Source organism: Sphaerisporangium aureirubrum, assembly GCF_042658925.1.
Lineage (GTDB): Bacteria > Actinomycetota > Actinomycetes > Streptosporangiales > Streptosporangiaceae > Sphaerisporangium > Sphaerisporangium aureirubrum.
Window position 1 is genome coordinate 15033 of sequence record NZ_JBHSRF010000048.1, and the last position, 17361, is coordinate 32393.

Sequence of the window (17361 nt, forward strand, 5' to 3'; positions counted from 1 at the left end):
CGTCGGCGCGCCTGGCGCGCAGGTCACGTTGGTTAGGAAGGTTTCCTAACCAACGTGTACCGTACCGCCCCGTGGCGCGCGGCGCGCGAGCGGGGAGGCGCCGCGCCGGGCGCGGTCGCGAGGTAGGTTCGGACGACCGACGCGAAGGGCCCGGAAACGCGAGAACGCCGCCCCGGAGGACGGCGTACAGCAGGAGCGATATGGGCCCGATCTGCTATTCTGAAAGCTCTCGCCACATTGAACGCAGACGCAGCAATCGCAACATAGGCCCGGAGCATCCCATTACTACCGATAATAACGAGGCACCGCCTGCCCGTCAACTCGAACTCGGCAAGGAGCAGCGGTATCTCACCCGGCTCTACCAGCGGCTCGACCTGCTGCGTGAGCGCACCCGCGCGCAGCTGGACGGCGTGCTGGCCCAGGGCGGCGGGGGCACCCACCAGAACCGCTCCGAGCGCGACTCGTTCGCCGGGATGTACGCCGAGAGGCTGTCGCGGCTGTGGGCGGTCGAGAACGGCCTGTGCTTCGGCCGCCTGGACCTCACCGGCGAGAAACCCCTGTACATCGGGCGCATCGGCATGGCCGACGACGAACAGGCCCGCCTGCTCATCGACTGGCGCGCCCCGGTGGCCCAGCCGTTCTACCGCGCCACCCCCGCCAGCCCCATGGGCGTCACCCGCCGCCGCCACCTGCGCACCCGCGACCGGCGCGTCATCGGCGTGGACGACGACCTGTTCGACCTGGACGACCTCACCGAGGCCGACCGCGCCACCCTCAACGGCGAGGCCGCCCTGCTGGCCGCGCTCGGCGAGAAGCGCACCGGGCGGATGCGCGACATCGTCGCCACCATCCAGGCCGAGCAGGACCGCATCATCCGCAGCGACCTGAACGGCGTCCTGGTGGTGCAGGGCGGCCCCGGGACCGGCAAGACCGTGGTCGCGCTGCACCGCGCGGCATACCTGCTGTACACCCACCGCGACCGCCTGGCCCGCCGCGGCATCCTGCTCCTCGGGCCCAACCCCACGTTCCTGCGCTACATCGAGCAGGTCCTGCCCTCCCTCGGTGAGACCGACGTGCTGCTGTCCACCGTCGCCGACCTGTACCCCGGCGTCACCGCCCGCGCGTCCGAGAGTGCCGAGGCTGCCGTGCTCAAGGGCTCGGCCCGCATGGCGGACGTGGTCGCCAAGGCCGTGCGCGACCGCCAGCGCATGCCGCGCCAGCCGGTCGACATCGACCTCGGCGCCTACACCCTGCGGCTGGACCGGCGCGCCTTCGAGGCCGCCGCGTCCCGTGCCTCCCGGGGCCGCCGCCCGCACAACCAGGCCCGCGCGGTGTTCGTGCGCCACATCCTCGGCACGCTGGCCAAGCAGGCCGCCAAGCAGCTCGGCCGCGGCCTGCTGGACGAGGAGGAGCTCGCCGACCTGCGCGAGGACCTCCGCACCGAGCCCGCGGTCAAGTCGGCGCTGAACCGCCTGTGGCCCTACCTCACCCCGCAGCGGCTGCTGATCGGCCTGTTCTCCTCCCGCGAGCGCATGGCCTACGCCGGGCTGTCCCCGGCCGAGCAGGACGTCCTGTTCCGCGACCCGCCGCGCGGCGGCGGCCACTGGACCGAGGCCGACGTGCCGCTGCTGGACGAGGCCGCCGAGCTGCTCGGCGACATCGACCCCGCCGTGCTGCGCGCCGCCGCCATGCAGGCCGAGGAGGACCTCGCCGCCGCCCGCCGCGCCGAGGAGGCCGAACGGCAGTCGGAGATCGCCTACGCCCGCGAGGTGCTGGAGCTGACCGGCATGGGCGGCATGGTGGACGCCGAGCGGCTGGCCGCCCGCCACCGCGACGACGGCAGCCACCTGACCACCGCCGAGCGGGCCGCCGCCGACCGCACCTGGGCCTACGGCCACATCATCGTGGACGAGGCGCAGGAGCTCTCGGCCATGGCCTGGCGCATGCTGATGCGCCGCAGCCCCAACCGCTCGATGACCGTGGTCGGCGACATCGCCCAGACCGGCACGGCCGCCGGGGCCGCCTCGTGGGCCGGGATGCTCGACCCGCACGCCGCGGGGCGCTGGCGGGTGGAGACCCTCACCGTCAACTACCGCACGCCCACCGAGCTGATGGCGGTCGCCGCCGACGTGCTCACCCTGGTCGGGCCGTCGCTGCGCGCCCCCCGCTCGGTGCGCGAGACCGGCGTACGGCCGTGGGCGCGCCGCCTGGACGGGCCCGGCGAGCTGGGCGAGCTGGTGGCCGGGCAGCTGGTGCCCGGCGGGCGGCTCGCCGTCATCGTGCCCGCCGCGCAGGCGGCCCGCCTGGGCGCGCTGGTCACCGCCGCGGTGCCCGGCGCGGTGGCCGGGCCCGGCGCGGGCTCGCTGGAGGCCCCGGTCGTGGTGCTCACCGTCACCGAGGCCAAGGGTCTGGAGTTCGACACCGTGATCGTGGCAGAGCCCGCCGCGATCCTCAGCGGGTCGCCACGCGGTGCCGGGGACCTTTACGTGGCGCTGACCCGGGCCACCGGGGCGCTCGGCGTCGCCCACACGGGAGCCCTGCCGGCCGTTCTCTCCCGCTGCGCCGAGCTTCCCGCGAGCCGGCCGGCCGACTGAACCCACCAAGCGACCGGCCGGTCCGGCGCCGTCCGGCCGGGGGACATCGGTCCACATGACGGCATTGACGGCACTCACGTCTCCTGTCCTAGCTGCGAAAACTTGGTGTTCCCGCTGATCGGGACACGGTTGACATCTGAGCTGAGGTCGGTAATTTGCTGGACAGTCCAGCACGGGACTGCCGGTTGGCCGTCTACAGACATCGTCGGGTTCTGCGGCATGACGGAGCACGACTCCGTTCGCTCAGCCAGTCGCAGCGCCGTCGGTCCGTCGAGTCGGGGCACCCCAGCCGGATGGGGGGTTGGACCCGGGAAGGGCCCGGACACCCAGTAGACAACGGAATTCCGCGCTCGCCGCCGACGGGACGGATCCGGTCCGAAGGGTCGTCCGGGCCCTCTTCCCGTCCCGTGCCGCACCTCGCGGCGTGATCCCTGGTTCCCCAGGCACCGGGGAGACCCAGGGATCACCATGCGTGCCCGGCCGCTTCCCGGGCGTCCCCGCCGGGCGCGGCCGGGGCGCGCCGGAAGGCGCGCCGCGAATCGCCCGGCGGTTGGAGCCCGCGCGCGCGGACGGTAGCGTTCGTTGGTCAGTCTCCGCCGACCCGCGAGAAGAGAACGAAGGCCACGTGGCCCAGCCAACGGTGCAGCACGATGACCCGCCGGCCCCGGCCGTCGCCGCCGCCGCGCCGCGCCATGCCCACCGCCCCGCGGCCGCCGTGGCGGGTGGTCTGCTGCTGTATCTTTCATTCCCCCCGATCGATTTCTGGTTCCTCGCACCGGCCGGCGTCGCACTGCTCACCTTCGCCGCGCGCGGCGCGACCGCACGGCGGGCCGCGTGGGTCGGCTACCTCGGCGGCGCGGCCTTCCTGCTGCCCGCGCTGGCGTGGGTGCGGCCCATCGGGTACGACGCCTGGCTGATCCTCGTCGCCGTCGAGTGCCTGTTCTTCGCCGCCGCCTCGGCCGGGACGGCCCTGGTGACCCGGCTGCGCTGGTCGCCGCTGTGGGTGGCGGCCCTGTGGGTGGCCCAGGAGTGGGCGCGCGGCCGGTTCCCCGTCGGCGGCTTCCCCTGGGTCCGCCTGGCCTTCTCCCAGGGCGAGTCCCCGTTCACGCCGTACGCGGCCCTCGGCGGCGCCCCCCTGGTCACCTTCGCCGTCGCCCTGTGCGGCGCCCTGCTGGCCCTGGCCGCCGCACGGCTCGCCCGCCCGCGCACCGGCGCCCCCGACGCCCTCGGCGCCGATCCCGGCTCCGAGGCCGCCCCGGGCCGTCCCGGCCCGGCGCCGGGCGTGCTGCGCCCGGCCGCCCTGCTGCTGGCGGGCGCGCTGGCCGTCCCGCTGCTCGGGTTCGCCGTGCCCCGGCCGGGCGCCGAGGCGGGCCGCGTCGTCCGGGTGGGCGTGGTGCAGGGGGACGTGCCCGGCGAGGGCATGGGCTTCCTCGGCGATCAGCCCGCCGTCGTGCTCGGCAACCACGCCCGCGTCACCCACGAGATGGCGCAGGAGGTGCGGGCCGGGCGGATGCCGCGCCCCGACATCGTGGTCTGGCCGGAGAACTCCACCGACATCGACCCCTACCGCAGCGCCGAGGCCCGCCAGACCATCGACGCGGCCGTGCGCGACATCGGCGTGCCGGTGCTGGTCGGCGCCGTGGTGGTCACCCCCGACGGCGAGCACCGCCACACCCGGGGCATCGTGTGGGACCCGGCGACCGGCCCCGGCGCCTACTACGACAAGCGGAAACTCGTGCCGTTCGGGGAGTACGTCCCGTTCAAGGAGATCCTGGAGAAGTTCATCTCGCGGGTGCAGCTGGTCGGGCTGCAGTCGCTGGCCGGCGACCGGGTCGGGGCCCTGCCCATGGGCCCGGTCACCGTCGGCGCGGTGGAGTGCTACGAGGTCGCCTTCGACGACATGGTGCGCAGCACCGTCCAGGCGGGCGGCACGCCGCTGGTCGTGCAGACCAACAACGCCACCTACGCCCTCACCGGCCTGCCGCCGCAGCAGCTCGCGATGTCGCAGCTGCGGGCGGTGGAACACGACCGCGCGGTGGTCACCGCCGCCACCACCGGAATCTCGGCCTTCGTCGACCCCTCGGGGGAGATCCGCTGGCGCAGCGCCGAGAAGGTCACCGCCAAGGCGGTGCTCGACGTCCCGGTCCGCACCGGCGAGACCCTGGCGACCCGCCTCGGGCCGCTGCCGGAGTGGGCCCTGCTGCTGGCCGGCGCCGCCGCCGTCGCCGTCGCACTGGCCCGGCGCCGCGCGCCGCGCCCCAAGGACACCATCGGAGGAGAGGACAGGTGATGGACCGGACCCTCGGACGGGTGCTCGTCATCGTGCCCACCTACAACGAGCGGGAGAACCTCCCGGTGATCGCCGCGCGGCTGCGCGCCGCGGTCCCCGAGGCGCACCTGCTGATCGCCGACGACAGCAGTCCCGACGGCACCGGCGACGTGGCCGACGAGCTGGCCGCCGCCGACGACCACGTGCACGTCCTGCACCGCCCGGCCAAGCAGGGCCTCGGCGCCGCCTACATCGCCGGGTTCGGCTGGGGCCTGGCCGAGGGCTTCGACGTGCTGGTCGAGATGGACGCCGACGGCTCGCACAGCCCCGAGCAGCTGCCCGCCCTGCTGGACGCGCTGGCCGGGGGCGCCGACCTGGTGATCGGCTCACGCTGGGTCCGCGGCGGCAAGGTGGTCAACTGGCCCTTCAGCCGTGAGTTCCTGTCCCGCGGCGCCAACACCTACGCCCGGATCGTCCTCGGCGTGCCGGTCCGCGACACCACCGCGGGCTTCCGCGCCTACCGCGCCTCCACCCTGGAGAAGATCGGCCTGAGCGACGTGCAGTCCGAGGGCTACTGCTTCCAGGTCGACCTCACCCTGCGCACCATCCGCAACGACCTGCGCGTCACCGAGGTGCCCATCACCTTCGTCGACCGCACCGTGGGCGCCAGCAAGATGAGCCGCTCCATCGTCGCCGAGGCCCTGTGGCGCGTCACCTTATGGGGCGTCGCAGGCCTGCCCCGCCGCCTGAGGCGCCGCTCCCGCTGACCGCGGCACACAGCGGGTGAGGCGGACTCCAGGGCCCGCCGGCGTGGCCGCCGGGCCGCGGGCGGCGAGGGCCGCGGCGGCCGCCGCGCCGATGTCGCCGCCACCGCTCCCGCCGGGCGTGACCACGGGGGACGAGCGTTCCGGCGGTGATTTCCTCACTGGGATCGGCGTCTTTTCGGGTCTACTCTGAGACTCGTGGCAACCGACCGATTCTCGGCCGTCCACCCGGCACCCCCCGATCAACGGCAGGCCGGACGCGAGCCGCTTCCCGGGCGGGAGGGCGGCCGTGTTCCTGGCCCGTTTCCACACCGCTGAGGTCTCTCCCGAGCTGCGCTTCGCGGCCTGGCACGAGATGACGTCCAAGGCGCTCATCGGCACCGTCGTGTCCACCGACGACGTGGACGACTTCACCGCGGCGGTCGGCGTGCTCGACCTCGGCGCGGTGCAGATCTCCGTCGTGGCCTATCCGGCGCTGCGGGCGGCGCGCACCATCCGGCTGATCCGGAGGTCCGACCCGGGCCGCCTGTACGTGACGATCCCGCTGCGCGGAAGGCTCGGGGTCAGCCACCTCGGCCGGGAGGCCGACGTCGGCACCGGTCACTTCGTGGTGATCGACACCTCGCGGCCGGGGGTGGTCGTCAACCGGCGGCCGGTGGAGCACCTCATCGTCGAGGTGCCCCGGTCGGAGCTGCCGAGGTCGTGGGCGATGGGCTCCGTCATGGCGCGGCCCCTGCCGGTCGGCCAGGGCACCGGGGCGCTCATGGTGAACACCGCCCGGCAGATGATGCGCTCCGCCGAGGCGTACGGCCCGGCCGACGGAAGGCGTCTCGCGACCGTGGTCATCGATCTGGTCGTGGTCGCGCTGGCCGGTCACGCCGGCGAGGACGGCGCGGTCCGCGACGCCGGGCAGCGGCTGCTGCAGCCGAGGATCCTCGACTTCATCGAGAAACGGCTGCCCGACCTGACGCTGTCGCCGTCGGTGGTCGCCGCGGCGCACAACATCTCCGTGCGCTACCTGCAGCTGCTGTTCCGCGAGCAGGGGATGACCGTCACCGGGTGGATCCGCGAACGCCGCCTCGAGCGATGCCGCCGCGACCTGCGCGACCCGGAACTCGCCGGGCGGCCGGTGCACGCCATCGGCGCCCGCTGGGGGTTCCCGGACCCGACGGCGTTCAGCCGGGCGTTCAAGCAGGCGTTCGGCGTGTCGCCCGGCGACTACCGCCGCGGGCACCTCTGAAGAGTGCGCCGGGGGTCAAGGGCTCTGCGCGCGGTGCCAATGATGGGCCGCGCCATGAAGATTCATGATCCTCGTACCGTCCGGATCACACCGGCCGGAGAGCGCGCCAATCGGTGGCGCGTCGATTCGCTCAGGACGGGAAACGGAATGAGAAGCCTGCGAGTGATCTTGGCCGTGCTGGTGATCATGTCGACCGCTCTCCTCGCGCCGACGGCCGCCGGCGCGGCCTCCGCGAGGATGGACAGCGGCATCTGGGAGGTCGACACCGACGATCAGAACATCTATTGCTACGACGATGGAAACAGCCCCGACCTCGGGGCATGCAAGAACCGCAATGTCTGGGTCGCCAACTTCGGTTACCTGTGTGGCGGATGTGACTACGTCCGCCTCTACTGGGGGACTTGGTACACCGGTGCTTACTATTGCCTCCCGCGCTCGACGGTCATCGACTCCGTCTCCAACGCCGGACTGAAGTTCAACCGGGGTTCGGGCGGGGGATACGGCAAGACGATCTGGAGGAACGTGGCGTCCGTGAAATGGAGCGGCCCCTGCTGACCCTCGGCGCTCGTCCGGTACCAGGCCCCTCGGCGCGGGCCTGGTACGCCCGCGCCGTGGACCCTTGCCGGATGACCGGCGGTCCCGCCGGTGTCACCGCCGCCGGGGGCCCGGGGGCCGGAGCCGGGATGCGGGAACCGGGGGGCGGGGCGCGGCGTTGTACATGCCGAGGTGATGGTAGGCCATGCTGCGTGTGCTGCTTTTTCTCGGATTCCTGATCGTTCCGGTGCTGGAGATCTGGGTGCTGATCCAGATCGGCCAGGTCATCGGCGGCTGGCAGACCGTCGGGTTGCTGATCCTGGACAGCCTGCTCGGTGCCTGGCTGGTGCGGCGGGAGGGACGGCGCGCCTGGCGGGCGTTGCAGCAGTCGCTCCAGTCGGGGCGCATGCCCGACCGCGAGCTGGCCGACGGCGCGCTGATCGTCGCGGGCGGCGCCCTGCTGCTCACCCCCGGCTTCCTCACGGACCTGGCCGGTTTCTTCTGCGTGCTGCCCTTCACCCGGCCGATCGCCCGCCGCCTGCTGGCCTGGTTCCTCGGCCGCCGCGTCCGGCACCTGACCGCGGGCACCCCGTTCGGCATGATGTTCCCCGGCCAGGCCGCCCCGGGTGGCCGTGCCCGCCCGGACGGCGCCCGCGTCGTCTCCGGCCAGGTGGTCGACGACGGCACCGCCGCCCCCCGCGACGAGCGCTCTCGTCCCGCGCCGCGCCCTCCCGTGGAATCCTGAGCCACGACACTAGCAACTCGGGTTGACTAATCCGGGATCAGTCAACTAGCGTTGCTCGCATGACCGACTCCGAGCCATCCGTCCCCGCGGACCCCGCCGACGCGCTGGCCGCGGTGGCGGCCCTGCGGCGCCTGGCCGACCAGATCGAGGACGCCGCCGTCGAGCGGGCCATGCGGGCCGGCTGGGGCTGGCCACAGGTCGCCGAGGCACTCGGCGTCACCCGCCAGGCGGTCCACAAGAAGCACGCCAAGCGGCTCATCGGCGCGGGCGTGACCCTCAGGAGGCGCTGACCATGGCCGGCATCGACCACTACATCAACACGATCACCGAACAGGGGCGGCGCGAGGCGCGGGCCGACGGATCACCGGCCGTCGAGGCCCACCACCTGCTGCTGGCGATCGCCGCCGAGGGCGAGGACGCCACCCGCGAGGTCCTGGGCGCGGCCGGCCTCGACCACCGCGCGATCCGCGCCGCCCTGGACCGCGAGTACGAGCACAGCCTCGGCGCCGCCGGGGTCTCCCTGGGCGCCTTCGACCTCCCGCGCGCGACCCCCGCCGGCGCCCTGCCGGACAACCTCGGAGCCTCGGCCAAGCTGGCCCTGGAACGCGGCTTCTCCGGCGTCGGCCGCAAGAAGGACCTGCGCCCGCAGCACCTGCTGCTCGGCGTCCTGCGCGCCGAGGTCGGCACCGTCCCCCGCGCCCTGGCCCTCGCCGGCGTCGACCGCGCCGCCCTGATCGCCGGCCTGCTGCGCACCCTCCCCGCCGAGACCGGCTGACGAGGCCGCCCGGCCGAGGAAAACCGTCCCGGTACATGAAAAAGCGCCCGCGGGCCACTGGTGTGGCCCGCGCGCGCCGGTCGGGGCGTCTAGCCGGTCAGGCGCTCTTGCGCCGTTGTGCCCGGAGGATGGCCAGCCGTTCGTTCAGGACCTCTTCGAGGTCCTCGATCGTGCGGCGCTCCAGCAGCATGTCCCAATGGGTACGTGGCGGCTTCGCTTTTTTCTGCTGGGGTTGCTCGGCGTCCACCCTCAGCGCGGTCGCGCCGCAGTTGCGGCACTCCCACGTCGCCGGGATCTCCGCCTCGGCGGCAAGGGGCACGTCGAAACGGTGGCCCTTCGGGCAGGTGTAGGGCACCTCCTGGCGTGGCGCCAGATCGGTGTTGCGGTCGTTCTCGTAGCTGGTGGCTCCGAGCCGGGTACCGCGAAGTGCACGCTCGCCCATGTTTCAATGCCTCCTGAGGGCCCCATCTGTGAGGGGTGGGTCTCCACGGCTTACAACGCTTGATACCGTGGATGGATTCCCACCCTTGGGGTGATCCAATCGCGCTTTTCGCGTTGGTCCTGCGCGTCGTGTGCCCGATCCGTCCCCCTCAGGGGTGCCCCGGGGTGCCCCCAGGACAGACGCCCAGGTGATTACAGGTGCGCGGGCACCTCGTTGCCGGCCTCCCGCACCGCCCTGGGCAGGTTGACGATCGCCAGCAGGATGAAACCCACCACGAAGAAGATCACCAAGGACAGGATGGCCGAGCGGTAGCTGTCGGTGATCTGCAGGGCCAGGGTGAGGGTGAGCGAGCCGAGGAACGCCGAGCCCTTGTCGCTGATCTCGAACAGGCTGAAGTACTCCGCCTCCCTGCCCGGCGGGATCACCAGCGAGTACAACGACCTCGACAGGGCCTGTGTCCCGCCGAGCACGATCGCGATCAGGAACGCGATGGCGTAGAACTGGACCGCCGCGCCCGGTTGCAGGAAGTACGCCACGGCGACCACGCCGGTCCACACCAGCAGGCTGACCAGCACGGTGCGCTTGGTGCCGAACCTGAACGCCAGCCGCCCGAGCAGCAGCGCGCCGCCGAACGCGACCAGCTGCACCATCAGGATCGCGGTGATCTGGACGGTCCTGCCCAGGCCGAGCTCCTGGTCGGCGTAGGTCGCCGAGAACGAGATGACGGTCTGCACGCCGTCGTTGTAGATCAGGTAGGCCACCAGGAACAGCAGGGTGCGGGGGTAGCGGCGCAGCCCGGCGATGGTCCGGCCCAGCTGGCGGAAGCTGCCGGTGACGGCCTGGCCGGGCGTGGCGTCGTGCGAGGCGACCGGCCGGTTGCGCAGGCGCAGCAGCGGGATCACGGTGAACACCGCCCACCACACGCCCGCCGAGGCCAGGCTGATCCGCACCGCCAGGCCCTCCTCCACCCCGCTGCCCTGGTAGAGGAACAGGTTGGCCGCCAGCAGCAGGAACCCGCCGAGGTAGCCGAACCCCCAGCCGCGCGAGGACACCGCGTCGCGTTCCTCGGCCCCGGCGATCTGCGGCAGGAACGAGTTGTACACCACCATGGCCGCGCCGAACGAGACGTTGGCCACGATGAACAGCACGCCGCCCAGCACGTACGCCGTGCCGTCCACGAAGTAGAAGCCGAGGGTGGCCACCGCGCCGAGGTAGGCGAACACCCCGAGCATCTCGCGTTTGCGGCCGGTGTGGTCGGCCAGGGCCCCGGCGATCGGCATCACGACGATCTGCAGCACCACCGAGATGGTGACGATCGCCGAGAAGTAGGCCTTGGCCCGGAAGTCGAAGCCGAGGAACCCGACGAAGCCGTTCTCCCCGCCCGCGGCGTTCTCGGCCAGCGCGGTCAGGTACGGCCCGAGGAACACGGTGATCACCGTGGTCTGGAAGCCGGAGTTGGCGAAGTCGTACCAGTACCAGCCGCGCTGCTCGCGCCGGCGCGCCGTCGGGGTCTCCTCGGCGAGGACGGGGGTGCTCATCGGTTCTCCTGGCCTTCCTGGCCTTGGCGGGGGGCGTCACGGGGGGAGGGGCGGTCAGGCGGCGGTGCTCAGGGGGGCCCGGGGCGGGACGCGGCGGCGCGGCGGGCCTTGGTCACGCGTGGGCCGCGGGGGTGTGGGGATGCCACTGGCCGCGGGCGGTGAGCACGTCGCGCAGGCCGGAGATGTTGTCGGTCATGATGCCGTCCACCCCGAGGTCCAGCAGGTCCTCCATCACCCGGGGCTCGTTGACCGTCCACACGTGCACCTGCATGCCGAGGGCGTGCGCGGTGCGCACCAGGGCGCGGGTGGCGACCCGCACGCCGCGGAAGCCCACCGGAACCTGCGCGCAGGGCACGCCGAGGCGGGCCAGGCCGCCGAGCAGCCGCCCGTACCCCGAGCCCATGGCGGCGGCGCGCAGCCGGGCCACGCCGCGCGGCCCGAGCGCCGAGCAGACGGGGCGGCCCACGGCCATCCGCGCCCTGGCCAGCCGCATGTCGGAGAACGAGGTCAGGCAGACGCGGTCGTAGGCGCCGGTCCGGCGGATCGCCTCGGCCAGCGGGCCGATCGCCGGGGCCTCCTTGACGTCGATGTTGACCCGGACCTCTGGCCAGGTGCCGAGGACGTCCTCCAGCAGCGGGATCTCCTCCACGCCGCCGATCAGGGCGCGCCGCACCTCGCGGTAGGGCAGCGCGGCCACCCGCCCGTGCCGGTCGGTGACGCGGTCCAGGGTGTGGTCGTGGAAGGCCAGCAGCACGCCGTCCGCCGTGGCGTGGGCGTCGGTCTCGAGGTAGGCGTATCCCAGCTCGACGGCCCGGGCGAACGCGGCCATGGTGTTCTCTCTGCCCTCGGCGGCCCCGCCGCGATGGGCGAAGGCCAGCGGCCCGGGGTGATCAAGGAATGGGTAACGCTGCTGCACGACCAGGAGTATCCCGCGTCAACGGCACCACGTCAGCTCACCTGGGTGAACATTTGGGTCACGAACCACCCTGTTGTTCCCATTCGGGAGGCCACGACGCCGCCCGCGCGGCCGTCACCCGCGGTCGTCGCGCGCCTCCGCGGCCGGGGCGAGGCCGGCGGCGGCCCATTCCTGGCGGCGGGTCTCCGACAGGACGATCGCGGCGGCCACGCCCACGTTGAACGAGCCGACCCGGCCGACCTGCGGGATGTAGATCACCTCGTCGACGGCCTGGAGCACGGCGGGGGAGCAGCCGTGGTCCTCGCTGCCCAGCACCAGGCACACGTCGCGGTCCAGCCGGGCCCGGTGCAGGGGGACCGCGTCGCCGGTGAGCTCGACGGCGATCACGGTGTAGCCGGCCTCGCGGGCCTCGCGGATCGCGTCCACGGGGGGGACGGCCTCCTCCCAGGGGACCAGGCGGTCGGTGCCGAGGGCGGTCTTCTGCACCTTGGGGTTGGTGGGCGGGGTGGTGTTCCCGGCCAGCCACATCCGCTCGGCGCCGAACGCGGCGGCGGTGCGGAAGATCGAGCCGACGTTGAACGGGCCGGTCACCGACTCCAGGATCAGCGCCAGCCGTTTCTCGGTGCCGCGGCGCCAGGTGCGGTTGAGCCGCTTGACGTCGGTCTGGCGGAGCTGCCTGCGGGTGCCTGTGGTCATCGGTGTCAGTGTTCCTGCTCGTCGGTGGCCGGGCGGGCGGCCTGGTCGGTGGGGGAGCCCTGCGCGGGGTGCGCGGCGGCCGGGCGGGCGGCGGCGCGCAGCACGCGGTAGGAGGTGCGGGAGGTGACGCGGTCGGTGGGCCAGCCCTGGTCGTTCAGCCACCGCTGCAGGGAGTCGGCGCCGAGGTGCTTCTGCACCACCAGGTACGCCGCCCCGCCGGGGGCCAGCCGGTCCAGCCACTGGGTGAGCATGGCGTGCAGCGCGGGCTTGCCGATGCGGATGGCGGGGTTGCTCCAGATCGCCGCGAACCTGACGTCCGGCGGCACCTCGGACACATGGAGTGACCTTACTTTGTCAAGGCCGACGGCCTGGGCGTTGCGCGCGCACAGCTCCACCGACCGCCGGTTCACGTCCACCGCCCACACCGTCGCCGACGGCGCCCGGGACGCCATGGTCAGCGCGATCGGCCCGTACCCGCAGCCGAGGTCCAGCAGGTCGCCGTCCTGGGGCGGCGGCGGGACGCTCTCCAGCAGCACCCGGGTGCCCGGGTCCAGGCGCCCGGGGGAGAACACCCCGCTGTCGGTGGCCAGCCGAAGGTGGACGTCGGCCAGCAGCACGTCGACCGTCCCCGGCCGCGCCGCCGCCCCCGGCCGCTCCTCGAAGTATTGTGCCCCCGCCTGCTTGGACGTCACGTGCACTGACGTTACCAACCCCCCGGCGGTGCCCGTGATCGGCCGGGGGGCGGCGTCAGGGGAGCCGGGCGCCCAGCAGCATGGTGGCGGCGGCCACCAGCAGGCCCACCAGGACACCGGCCACGGTGAACCACTGGCCCACCTCCTGGTGCACGATGCGGAAGCCCAGGGAGGTGCCGATCTGGCTGTAGACGTCGCGGAGCTGGTCGCCGGACTCGGCGGCGTAGGCGCGGCCGCCGGTGCCGTCGGCCAGGGACTGCAGGGTGGTCTTGTTGACCGGGACCTGGACGTCGCGGCCGTCGATGCTGACGGTGCCCTCGGGGGTGCCGTAGGCGATGGTGGAGACCGGGACGCGGGAGCCGACGGCCGCCTGGATCGCCTCGTTGACCGAACGGCCTGAGGTGTTGTCGCCGTCGGACAGCAGGACGATCGCCGACGGCGGCGGGTCGGTGACGGCCCGCTGGTCGAACGAGCGCACCGCGTCCAGGGAGTTGAACACCGCCTCGCCGATCGCGGTGCCGGGCCGGGTCGACAGGTTGCCGATCGCGGTGATCACCGCCAGGTGGTCGGTGGTGGGGGAGACCACCACCGCCGCCGACCGGGCGAACGACACCAGGCCGACGTTGAACCGCTCGGGCAGGTCCTTGACGAACTGCTGGGCCGCCTGCTGGGCGGCGACCAGCCGGTTCGGGGTGACGTCCGCGGCCTCCATCGACAGCGAGATGTCCACCGCCACGATGATGGTGGCCCGGTCCCTCGGGACCCGCGTGGCGTCGGCCGGCCGCGCCGCGGCCAGCACCAGCAGGCTCATCATGACCAGGAACAGCGCCGCCGGCACGTGCCGCCGCCACCCGGGCCGTTCCGGCGCCACGTAGCTCAGCAGGGCCAGGTTGGTGAACCGCACGGCGTAGCGGCGGCGGGCGAACTGCGCCGCGACGTACGCCGCCACGACCAGTGCCAGCCCGGCGAACAGCCACAGCCATCCGGGAGACAGAAAGATCACGTGCCGGCCCTCCTGGTGGGATGCCGCCCGGCCAGATGGGCGGTCCGCCGGTGCCTGAGGGTGAACTGCGCGATGTCGTACACCCAGTCGCGGTCGGTGCGCAGCACGAGGTGGGCGACGCCGCAGCGGCGCAGCGCCACCCGGTTGGCCTCGCGCTGCCGCGCGGCGGCCTCGGCGTAGTCGCGGCGGATCTTCGGGGTCAGGTGGAGCTGCCGGGTGTGCCCGGTCTCGGGGTCGGTGAGCGTGATCAGGCCGACGTCGGGGAGTTCCAGCTCGCGCGGGTCGAGGACCTCCACGGCCAGCACCTGGTGGCGGGCCGCCAGTCGGCGCATCGGCCGCTCCCAGGTGCGCACCGCGTCCGGCTCGCCGCCCGGCCCGAGCTCCAGGAAGTCCGACACCACCACGCGCAGGCCGCGCCTGCGCCGCGCGGCGGCCAGCGTCTGGATGACCTCGCCGAGGCGGGTGGGCCCGGTGGCGGGCAGCCCGCGCGGGGTGTCCAGCAGCGCCGACAGCAGCGCGTACATCGCGGGGCGGCCGGTGCGGGCGGCCATGTGGCTCACCTGGTCGCCGTGGACCACGTACGCCCCGAAGCGGTCGCCGATGCGGCTGCTGAGGAACCCGATGGCCCCCACCGTGGCGATCACCAGGTCGCGTTTCTCCATGTCGGCGGTGCCGAAGTCCATGCTGGGCGACAGGTCGGCCAGCACCCAGGTCTCCAGCTCGCGGTCGGCGATCAGGTCCCGCACGTGCGGGACCTGGGTGCGGGCGGTGACCGCCCAGTCCATGCGCCGCACGTCGTCCTCGCCGGGCACGTACATCCGGCTGTCGCCCGGCTCGCTGCCCGGGCCCGGCAGCAGGCCCTGGTGCTGGCCCTGCAGCAGGCCGTCCAGGCGCCGCACCACGGTCAGCTCCAGCCGCCGCAGCGCGTGCTCGGGCCCGTGCCCGCCGCCGGTGCCGAGGGGACGTTCCACCTGCTCGGGCGGCTGCCCGGGGTGCGCGGAGGGTACGTTCTCTGAGGCCTTGGCGGCGGTCACCGCTGGGCCTGGTTCCAGACCACCAGGGGCGGCGGCACCGACGCGAGGATCTGGCGCACCACCTCCTCGGGCTCCACGCCGTCGGCCAGGGCGTCGAAGGTGAGCATCAGCCGGTGCCCGATGACGTCCACCGCGACGTCGCGCACGTCGTCGGGCAGCAGGTAGTCACGGCCGCGCAGCAGGGCCAGGCCCCGCCCGGCGGACACCAGGCCGAGGGTGGCGCGCGGGCTCACCCCGATCTCGATGGCCTCCTCCAGGTGGCGCAGGCCGTACTCGGCGGGGGAGCGGGTCGCCATGACCAGCCGCACCACGTAGTCGGCGACCAGCTGGTGCACCGACACCTGGTCGGCGAGCTTCTGCAGGGCCATCAGGCGGTCGGGGTCCAGCACCCGCCCCGGCAGCGGCGGGGACACGCTCATCCGGTGCAGGATCTCCAGCTCCTCCCCGGCGGTGGGGTGCCCGACCCTGACCTTGAACAGGAACCGGTCGCGCTGCACCTCGGGCAGGGGGTAGACCCCCTCGGACTCCACCGGGTTCTGGGTGGCCAGCACCACGAACGGCTTGGGCAGCGGGTGGGTGCGGCCGGCCAGTGTGACCTGGCGTTCGGCCATCACCTCCAGCAGCGCCGACTGCACCTTGGCCGGGGCCCGGTTGACCTCGTCGGCGAGGACGAAGTTGGCGAACACCGGCCCGAGCTCGATGTCGAAACTCTCGCTCGAAGGGTGATACACCCGGGTGCCCACGATGTCGCTGGGCACCAGATCGGGGGTGAACTGTATACGGGCGAAGGTGCCGCCCACCACGGTGGCGAGCGTGGAGGCCGCCAGCGTCTTGGCGACGCCGGGCGTGCCCTCCAGCAGGCAGTGACCACGGGCGAGCAGGGCCACCAGCAGCCGCTCCACCATGTGGTCCTGGCCGACGATGACACGCCGGACCTCCGACAAGGCCTGCTGCAGCAGCCCCAGATCGGCGTCGGCGCCCTCCTCGGGCCCGCTTCCGCCACTGCGTTCTTCGGCAACGGTCATGCGGCCCATTCCATCAAACCGGAAGCAAAGGTGCACGGTACCGGCACGGTGCGCCCGAAGGTTCCCCGCCGGTCTCCGGCCGGTGCCCCCACACCGGCCCGCAGCACCACGGGACAAAGTGCACAGCACGTCCATGATGATCGACCCGGTGTATGGAGGAGGTAAGGCGCCGGGCCTCGGTGTGATCATGGCCGGGCCAGGTGCTGGGGTGTGCTTTCATGTCAGCGTGGCCATTCCGCTCCAGTACGGCGATCCGCCCCGGCTGGGACCCTATGTCGTCCAGGCGAGGCTGCAGACCCTGCCCACCGGGTTCGTGTACCTCGCGCAGGACGAGGGGGGCCGCGCGGTCTCGGTCGCGCTGCTGACCAGGGGCGCCGCCATGGACGCCGCCGCCAGGGAGCGTTTCCTGACCGCCGCCCGCCAGGCCCGCCGCGGCGGTGTGCTCGGGTGGGTGGCCAGGGCCCGCGGCCGGGCGCCGACGGGCGCGCCGCGGATCATCGCGATGGACGAGGGCTCCGCGCCGTGGGTCGCGGTGCCGTACACCCCGGGCGACCAGGGCGCGTCGTGGTTCCTCGCCTCGGTCATGATCACCGGCACCCTGATCGGCGACGCCCACGGTCCCGACTTCGTGCCCTACTGGCTGGGCGACCGGGTGCCCGCCGTCCCGCTGCCCCCGCCGCCCGCGCCGCCGCCCACCGAGACCAGGCGCGCCGTCATGGTGGCCCTGTCCGCGCTGGTCGCCCTGCTGGTCCTGGCGGTCGCCATCGCCTGGCTGCTGCTCGGCCGGGAGGAGGAGCCCCCCGGCCCCGGCCGTCCCCTCCCGCCCACCATGTACGTCCCCACCCCGCCTCCGGTGCCGTCCCCCAGCGAGACCCTCAAACCGTCCCCCAGCCCGTCCCCCGGCGAGAGCGGCGAGGTCACCCCCCGCCCCACCGGCCCCGGCGACGACCCGGGCGAAGACATCTGACCCCTCCTTCGATCTTCGATGTGAACGGCCCCCGCACGCGGGTGCGGGGATCCGGGTCCGCCGCGCCGCCACCCGCATGACGTTCGCGGCGTCCCCGCACGCGTGCGGGGACCCGGCACGGCGCGCA

The 17361-nt window shown here is 73.4% G+C and carries 17 protein-coding genes; 9 read left to right on the forward strand and 8 right to left on the reverse strand.

What is annotated here, in order from left to right; translation table 11 throughout:
- The first annotated feature begins 200 nt into the window (after positions 1-200).
- The 8 genes from ACFP1K_RS26460 (at position 201) to ACFP1K_RS26495 (ending at position 8921) form a co-directional block, all read left to right on the forward strand.
- Positions 201-2594, forward strand: a complete 2394-nt coding sequence (locus ACFP1K_RS26460; RefSeq protein WP_380758095.1) for a HelD family protein — start codon at positions 201-203, stop codon at positions 2592-2594.
- 625 nt (positions 2595-3219) lie between these two features.
- The gene (gene lnt / locus ACFP1K_RS26465; RefSeq protein WP_380758097.1) at positions 3220-4884 is read left to right on the forward strand and encodes an apolipoprotein N-acyltransferase; all 1665 of its coding nucleotides are present in this window, start codon (positions 3220-3222) and stop codon (positions 4882-4884) included.
- Complete coding sequence (locus ACFP1K_RS26470; protein ID WP_380758186.1) at positions 4884-5630, forward strand: polyprenol monophosphomannose synthase; 747 nt, start codon at positions 4884-4886, stop codon at positions 5628-5630. Before lnt ends, ACFP1K_RS26470 begins: the two co-directional genes overlap by 1 nt.
- 286 nt (positions 5631-5916) lie before the next feature.
- The gene (locus ACFP1K_RS26475; RefSeq protein ID WP_380758099.1) at positions 5917-6867 is read left to right on the forward strand and encodes an AraC-like ligand-binding domain-containing protein; all 951 of its coding nucleotides are present in this window, start codon (positions 5917-5919) and stop codon (positions 6865-6867) included.
- Between the two features lie 54 nt (positions 6868-6921).
- Entirely contained in the window at positions 6922-7422 is a 501-nt protein-coding gene (locus tag ACFP1K_RS26480) for a hypothetical protein (protein ID WP_380758101.1), read from the forward strand.
- A 184-nt stretch (positions 7423-7606) separates the two neighbouring features.
- The gene (locus ACFP1K_RS26485) at positions 7607-8146 is read left to right on the forward strand and encodes an FxsA family protein (RefSeq protein ID WP_380758103.1); all 540 of its coding nucleotides are present in this window, start codon (positions 7607-7609) and stop codon (positions 8144-8146) included.
- A 59-nt stretch (positions 8147-8205) separates the two neighbouring features.
- Positions 8206-8436: a hypothetical protein gene (locus ACFP1K_RS26490; RefSeq protein WP_380758105.1), complete on the forward strand. Its 231-nt coding sequence runs from the start codon at positions 8206-8208 to the stop codon at positions 8434-8436.
- Positions 8437-8438: 2 nt separating this feature from the next.
- A complete protein-coding gene (locus tag ACFP1K_RS26495; protein ID WP_380758106.1) occupies positions 8439-8921 on the forward strand; it encodes a Clp protease N-terminal domain-containing protein in 483 nt (160 codons plus the stop codon).
- Between the two features lie 97 nt (positions 8922-9018).
- On the opposite strand, the gene ACFP1K_RS26500 is transcribed toward ACFP1K_RS26495, so the two are convergent.
- From ACFP1K_RS26500 to ACFP1K_RS26535, 8 genes are all read right to left on the reverse strand, one after another.
- Positions 9019-9363 carry an RNA polymerase-binding protein RbpA gene (locus tag ACFP1K_RS26500; protein WP_189166187.1) on the reverse strand — a complete coding sequence of 115 codons (345 nt, stop codon included), beginning with the start codon at positions 9361-9363 and terminating at the stop codon, positions 9019-9021.
- Between the two features lie 191 nt (positions 9364-9554).
- Entirely contained in the window at positions 9555-10901 is a 1347-nt protein-coding gene (locus tag ACFP1K_RS26505) for an MFS transporter (protein ID WP_380758109.1), read from the reverse strand.
- Between the two features lie 112 nt (positions 10902-11013).
- Positions 11014-11817: a glycerophosphodiester phosphodiesterase gene (locus ACFP1K_RS26510; protein WP_380758111.1), complete on the reverse strand. Its 804-nt coding sequence runs from the start codon at positions 11815-11817 to the stop codon at positions 11014-11016.
- A 114-nt stretch (positions 11818-11931) separates the two neighbouring features.
- Positions 11932-12513 (reverse strand): RNA methyltransferase, encoded by a 582-nt coding sequence (locus ACFP1K_RS26515; protein WP_380758113.1) that lies wholly within the window; start codon positions 12511-12513, stop codon positions 11932-11934.
- A 5-nt stretch (positions 12514-12518) separates the two neighbouring features.
- A complete protein-coding gene (locus ACFP1K_RS26520; RefSeq protein WP_380758115.1) occupies positions 12519-13205 on the reverse strand; it encodes a class I SAM-dependent methyltransferase in 687 nt (228 codons plus the stop codon).
- Between the two features lie 55 nt (positions 13206-13260).
- Complete coding sequence (locus tag ACFP1K_RS26525; protein ID WP_380758117.1) at positions 13261-14208, reverse strand: VWA domain-containing protein; 948 nt, start codon at positions 14206-14208, stop codon at positions 13261-13263.
- Positions 14205-15179 (reverse strand): DUF58 domain-containing protein, encoded by a 975-nt coding sequence (locus tag ACFP1K_RS26530; protein ID WP_380758188.1) that lies wholly within the window; start codon positions 15177-15179, stop codon positions 14205-14207. The genes ACFP1K_RS26525 and ACFP1K_RS26530 overlap by 4 nt, the downstream gene beginning before the upstream one ends.
- A gap of 59 nt (positions 15180-15238) precedes the next feature.
- The gene (locus ACFP1K_RS26535; RefSeq protein WP_380758119.1) at positions 15239-16267 is read right to left on the reverse strand and encodes an AAA family ATPase; all 1029 of its coding nucleotides are present in this window, start codon (positions 16265-16267) and stop codon (positions 15239-15241) included.
- Positions 16268-16493: 226 nt separating this feature from the next.
- Between ACFP1K_RS26535 and ACFP1K_RS26540 the strand changes: the two genes are divergently transcribed.
- Positions 16494-17234, forward strand: a complete 741-nt coding sequence (locus tag ACFP1K_RS26540) for a hypothetical protein (protein ID WP_380758121.1) — start codon at positions 16494-16496, stop codon at positions 17232-17234.
- The last annotated feature ends 127 nt before the right edge of the window (positions 17235-17361 follow it).

What these genes read in the sequence shown, in the direction of transcription:
- ACFP1K_RS26470 (WP_380758186.1), top strand. Translation starts at nt 4,884, where the DNA reads ATGGACCGGACCCTCGGACGGGTGCTCGTCATCGTGCCCACCTACAAC.
- ACFP1K_RS26500 (WP_189166187.1), bottom strand. Translation starts at nt 9,363, where the DNA reads ATGGGCGAGCGTGCACTTCGCGGTACCCGGCTCGGAGCCACCAGCTAC.
- ACFP1K_RS26480 (WP_380758101.1), top strand. Translation starts at nt 6,922, where the DNA reads ATGAAGATTCATGATCCTCGTACCGTCCGGATCACACCGGCCGGAGAG.
- ACFP1K_RS26485 (WP_380758103.1), top strand. Translation starts at nt 7,607, where the DNA reads ATGCTGCGTGTGCTGCTTTTTCTCGGATTCCTGATCGTTCCGGTGCTG.
- ACFP1K_RS26505 (WP_380758109.1), bottom strand. Translation starts at nt 10,901, where the DNA reads ATGAGCACCCCCGTCCTCGCCGAGGAGACCCCGACGGCGCGCCGGCGC.
- ACFP1K_RS26535 (WP_380758119.1), bottom strand. Translation starts at nt 16,267, where the DNA reads ATGACCGTTGCCGAAGAACGCAGTGGCGGAAGCGGGCCCGAGGAGGGC.
- ACFP1K_RS26490 (WP_380758105.1), top strand. Translation starts at nt 8,206, where the DNA reads ATGACCGACTCCGAGCCATCCGTCCCCGCGGACCCCGCCGACGCGCTG.
- ACFP1K_RS26495 (WP_380758106.1), top strand. Translation starts at nt 8,439, where the DNA reads ATGGCCGGCATCGACCACTACATCAACACGATCACCGAACAGGGGCGG.
- ACFP1K_RS26460 (WP_380758095.1), top strand. Translation starts at nt 201, where the DNA reads ATGGGCCCGATCTGCTATTCTGAAAGCTCTCGCCACATTGAACGCAGA.
- ACFP1K_RS26515 (WP_380758113.1), bottom strand. Translation starts at nt 12,513, where the DNA reads ATGACCACAGGCACCCGCAGGCAGCTCCGCCAGACCGACGTCAAGCGG.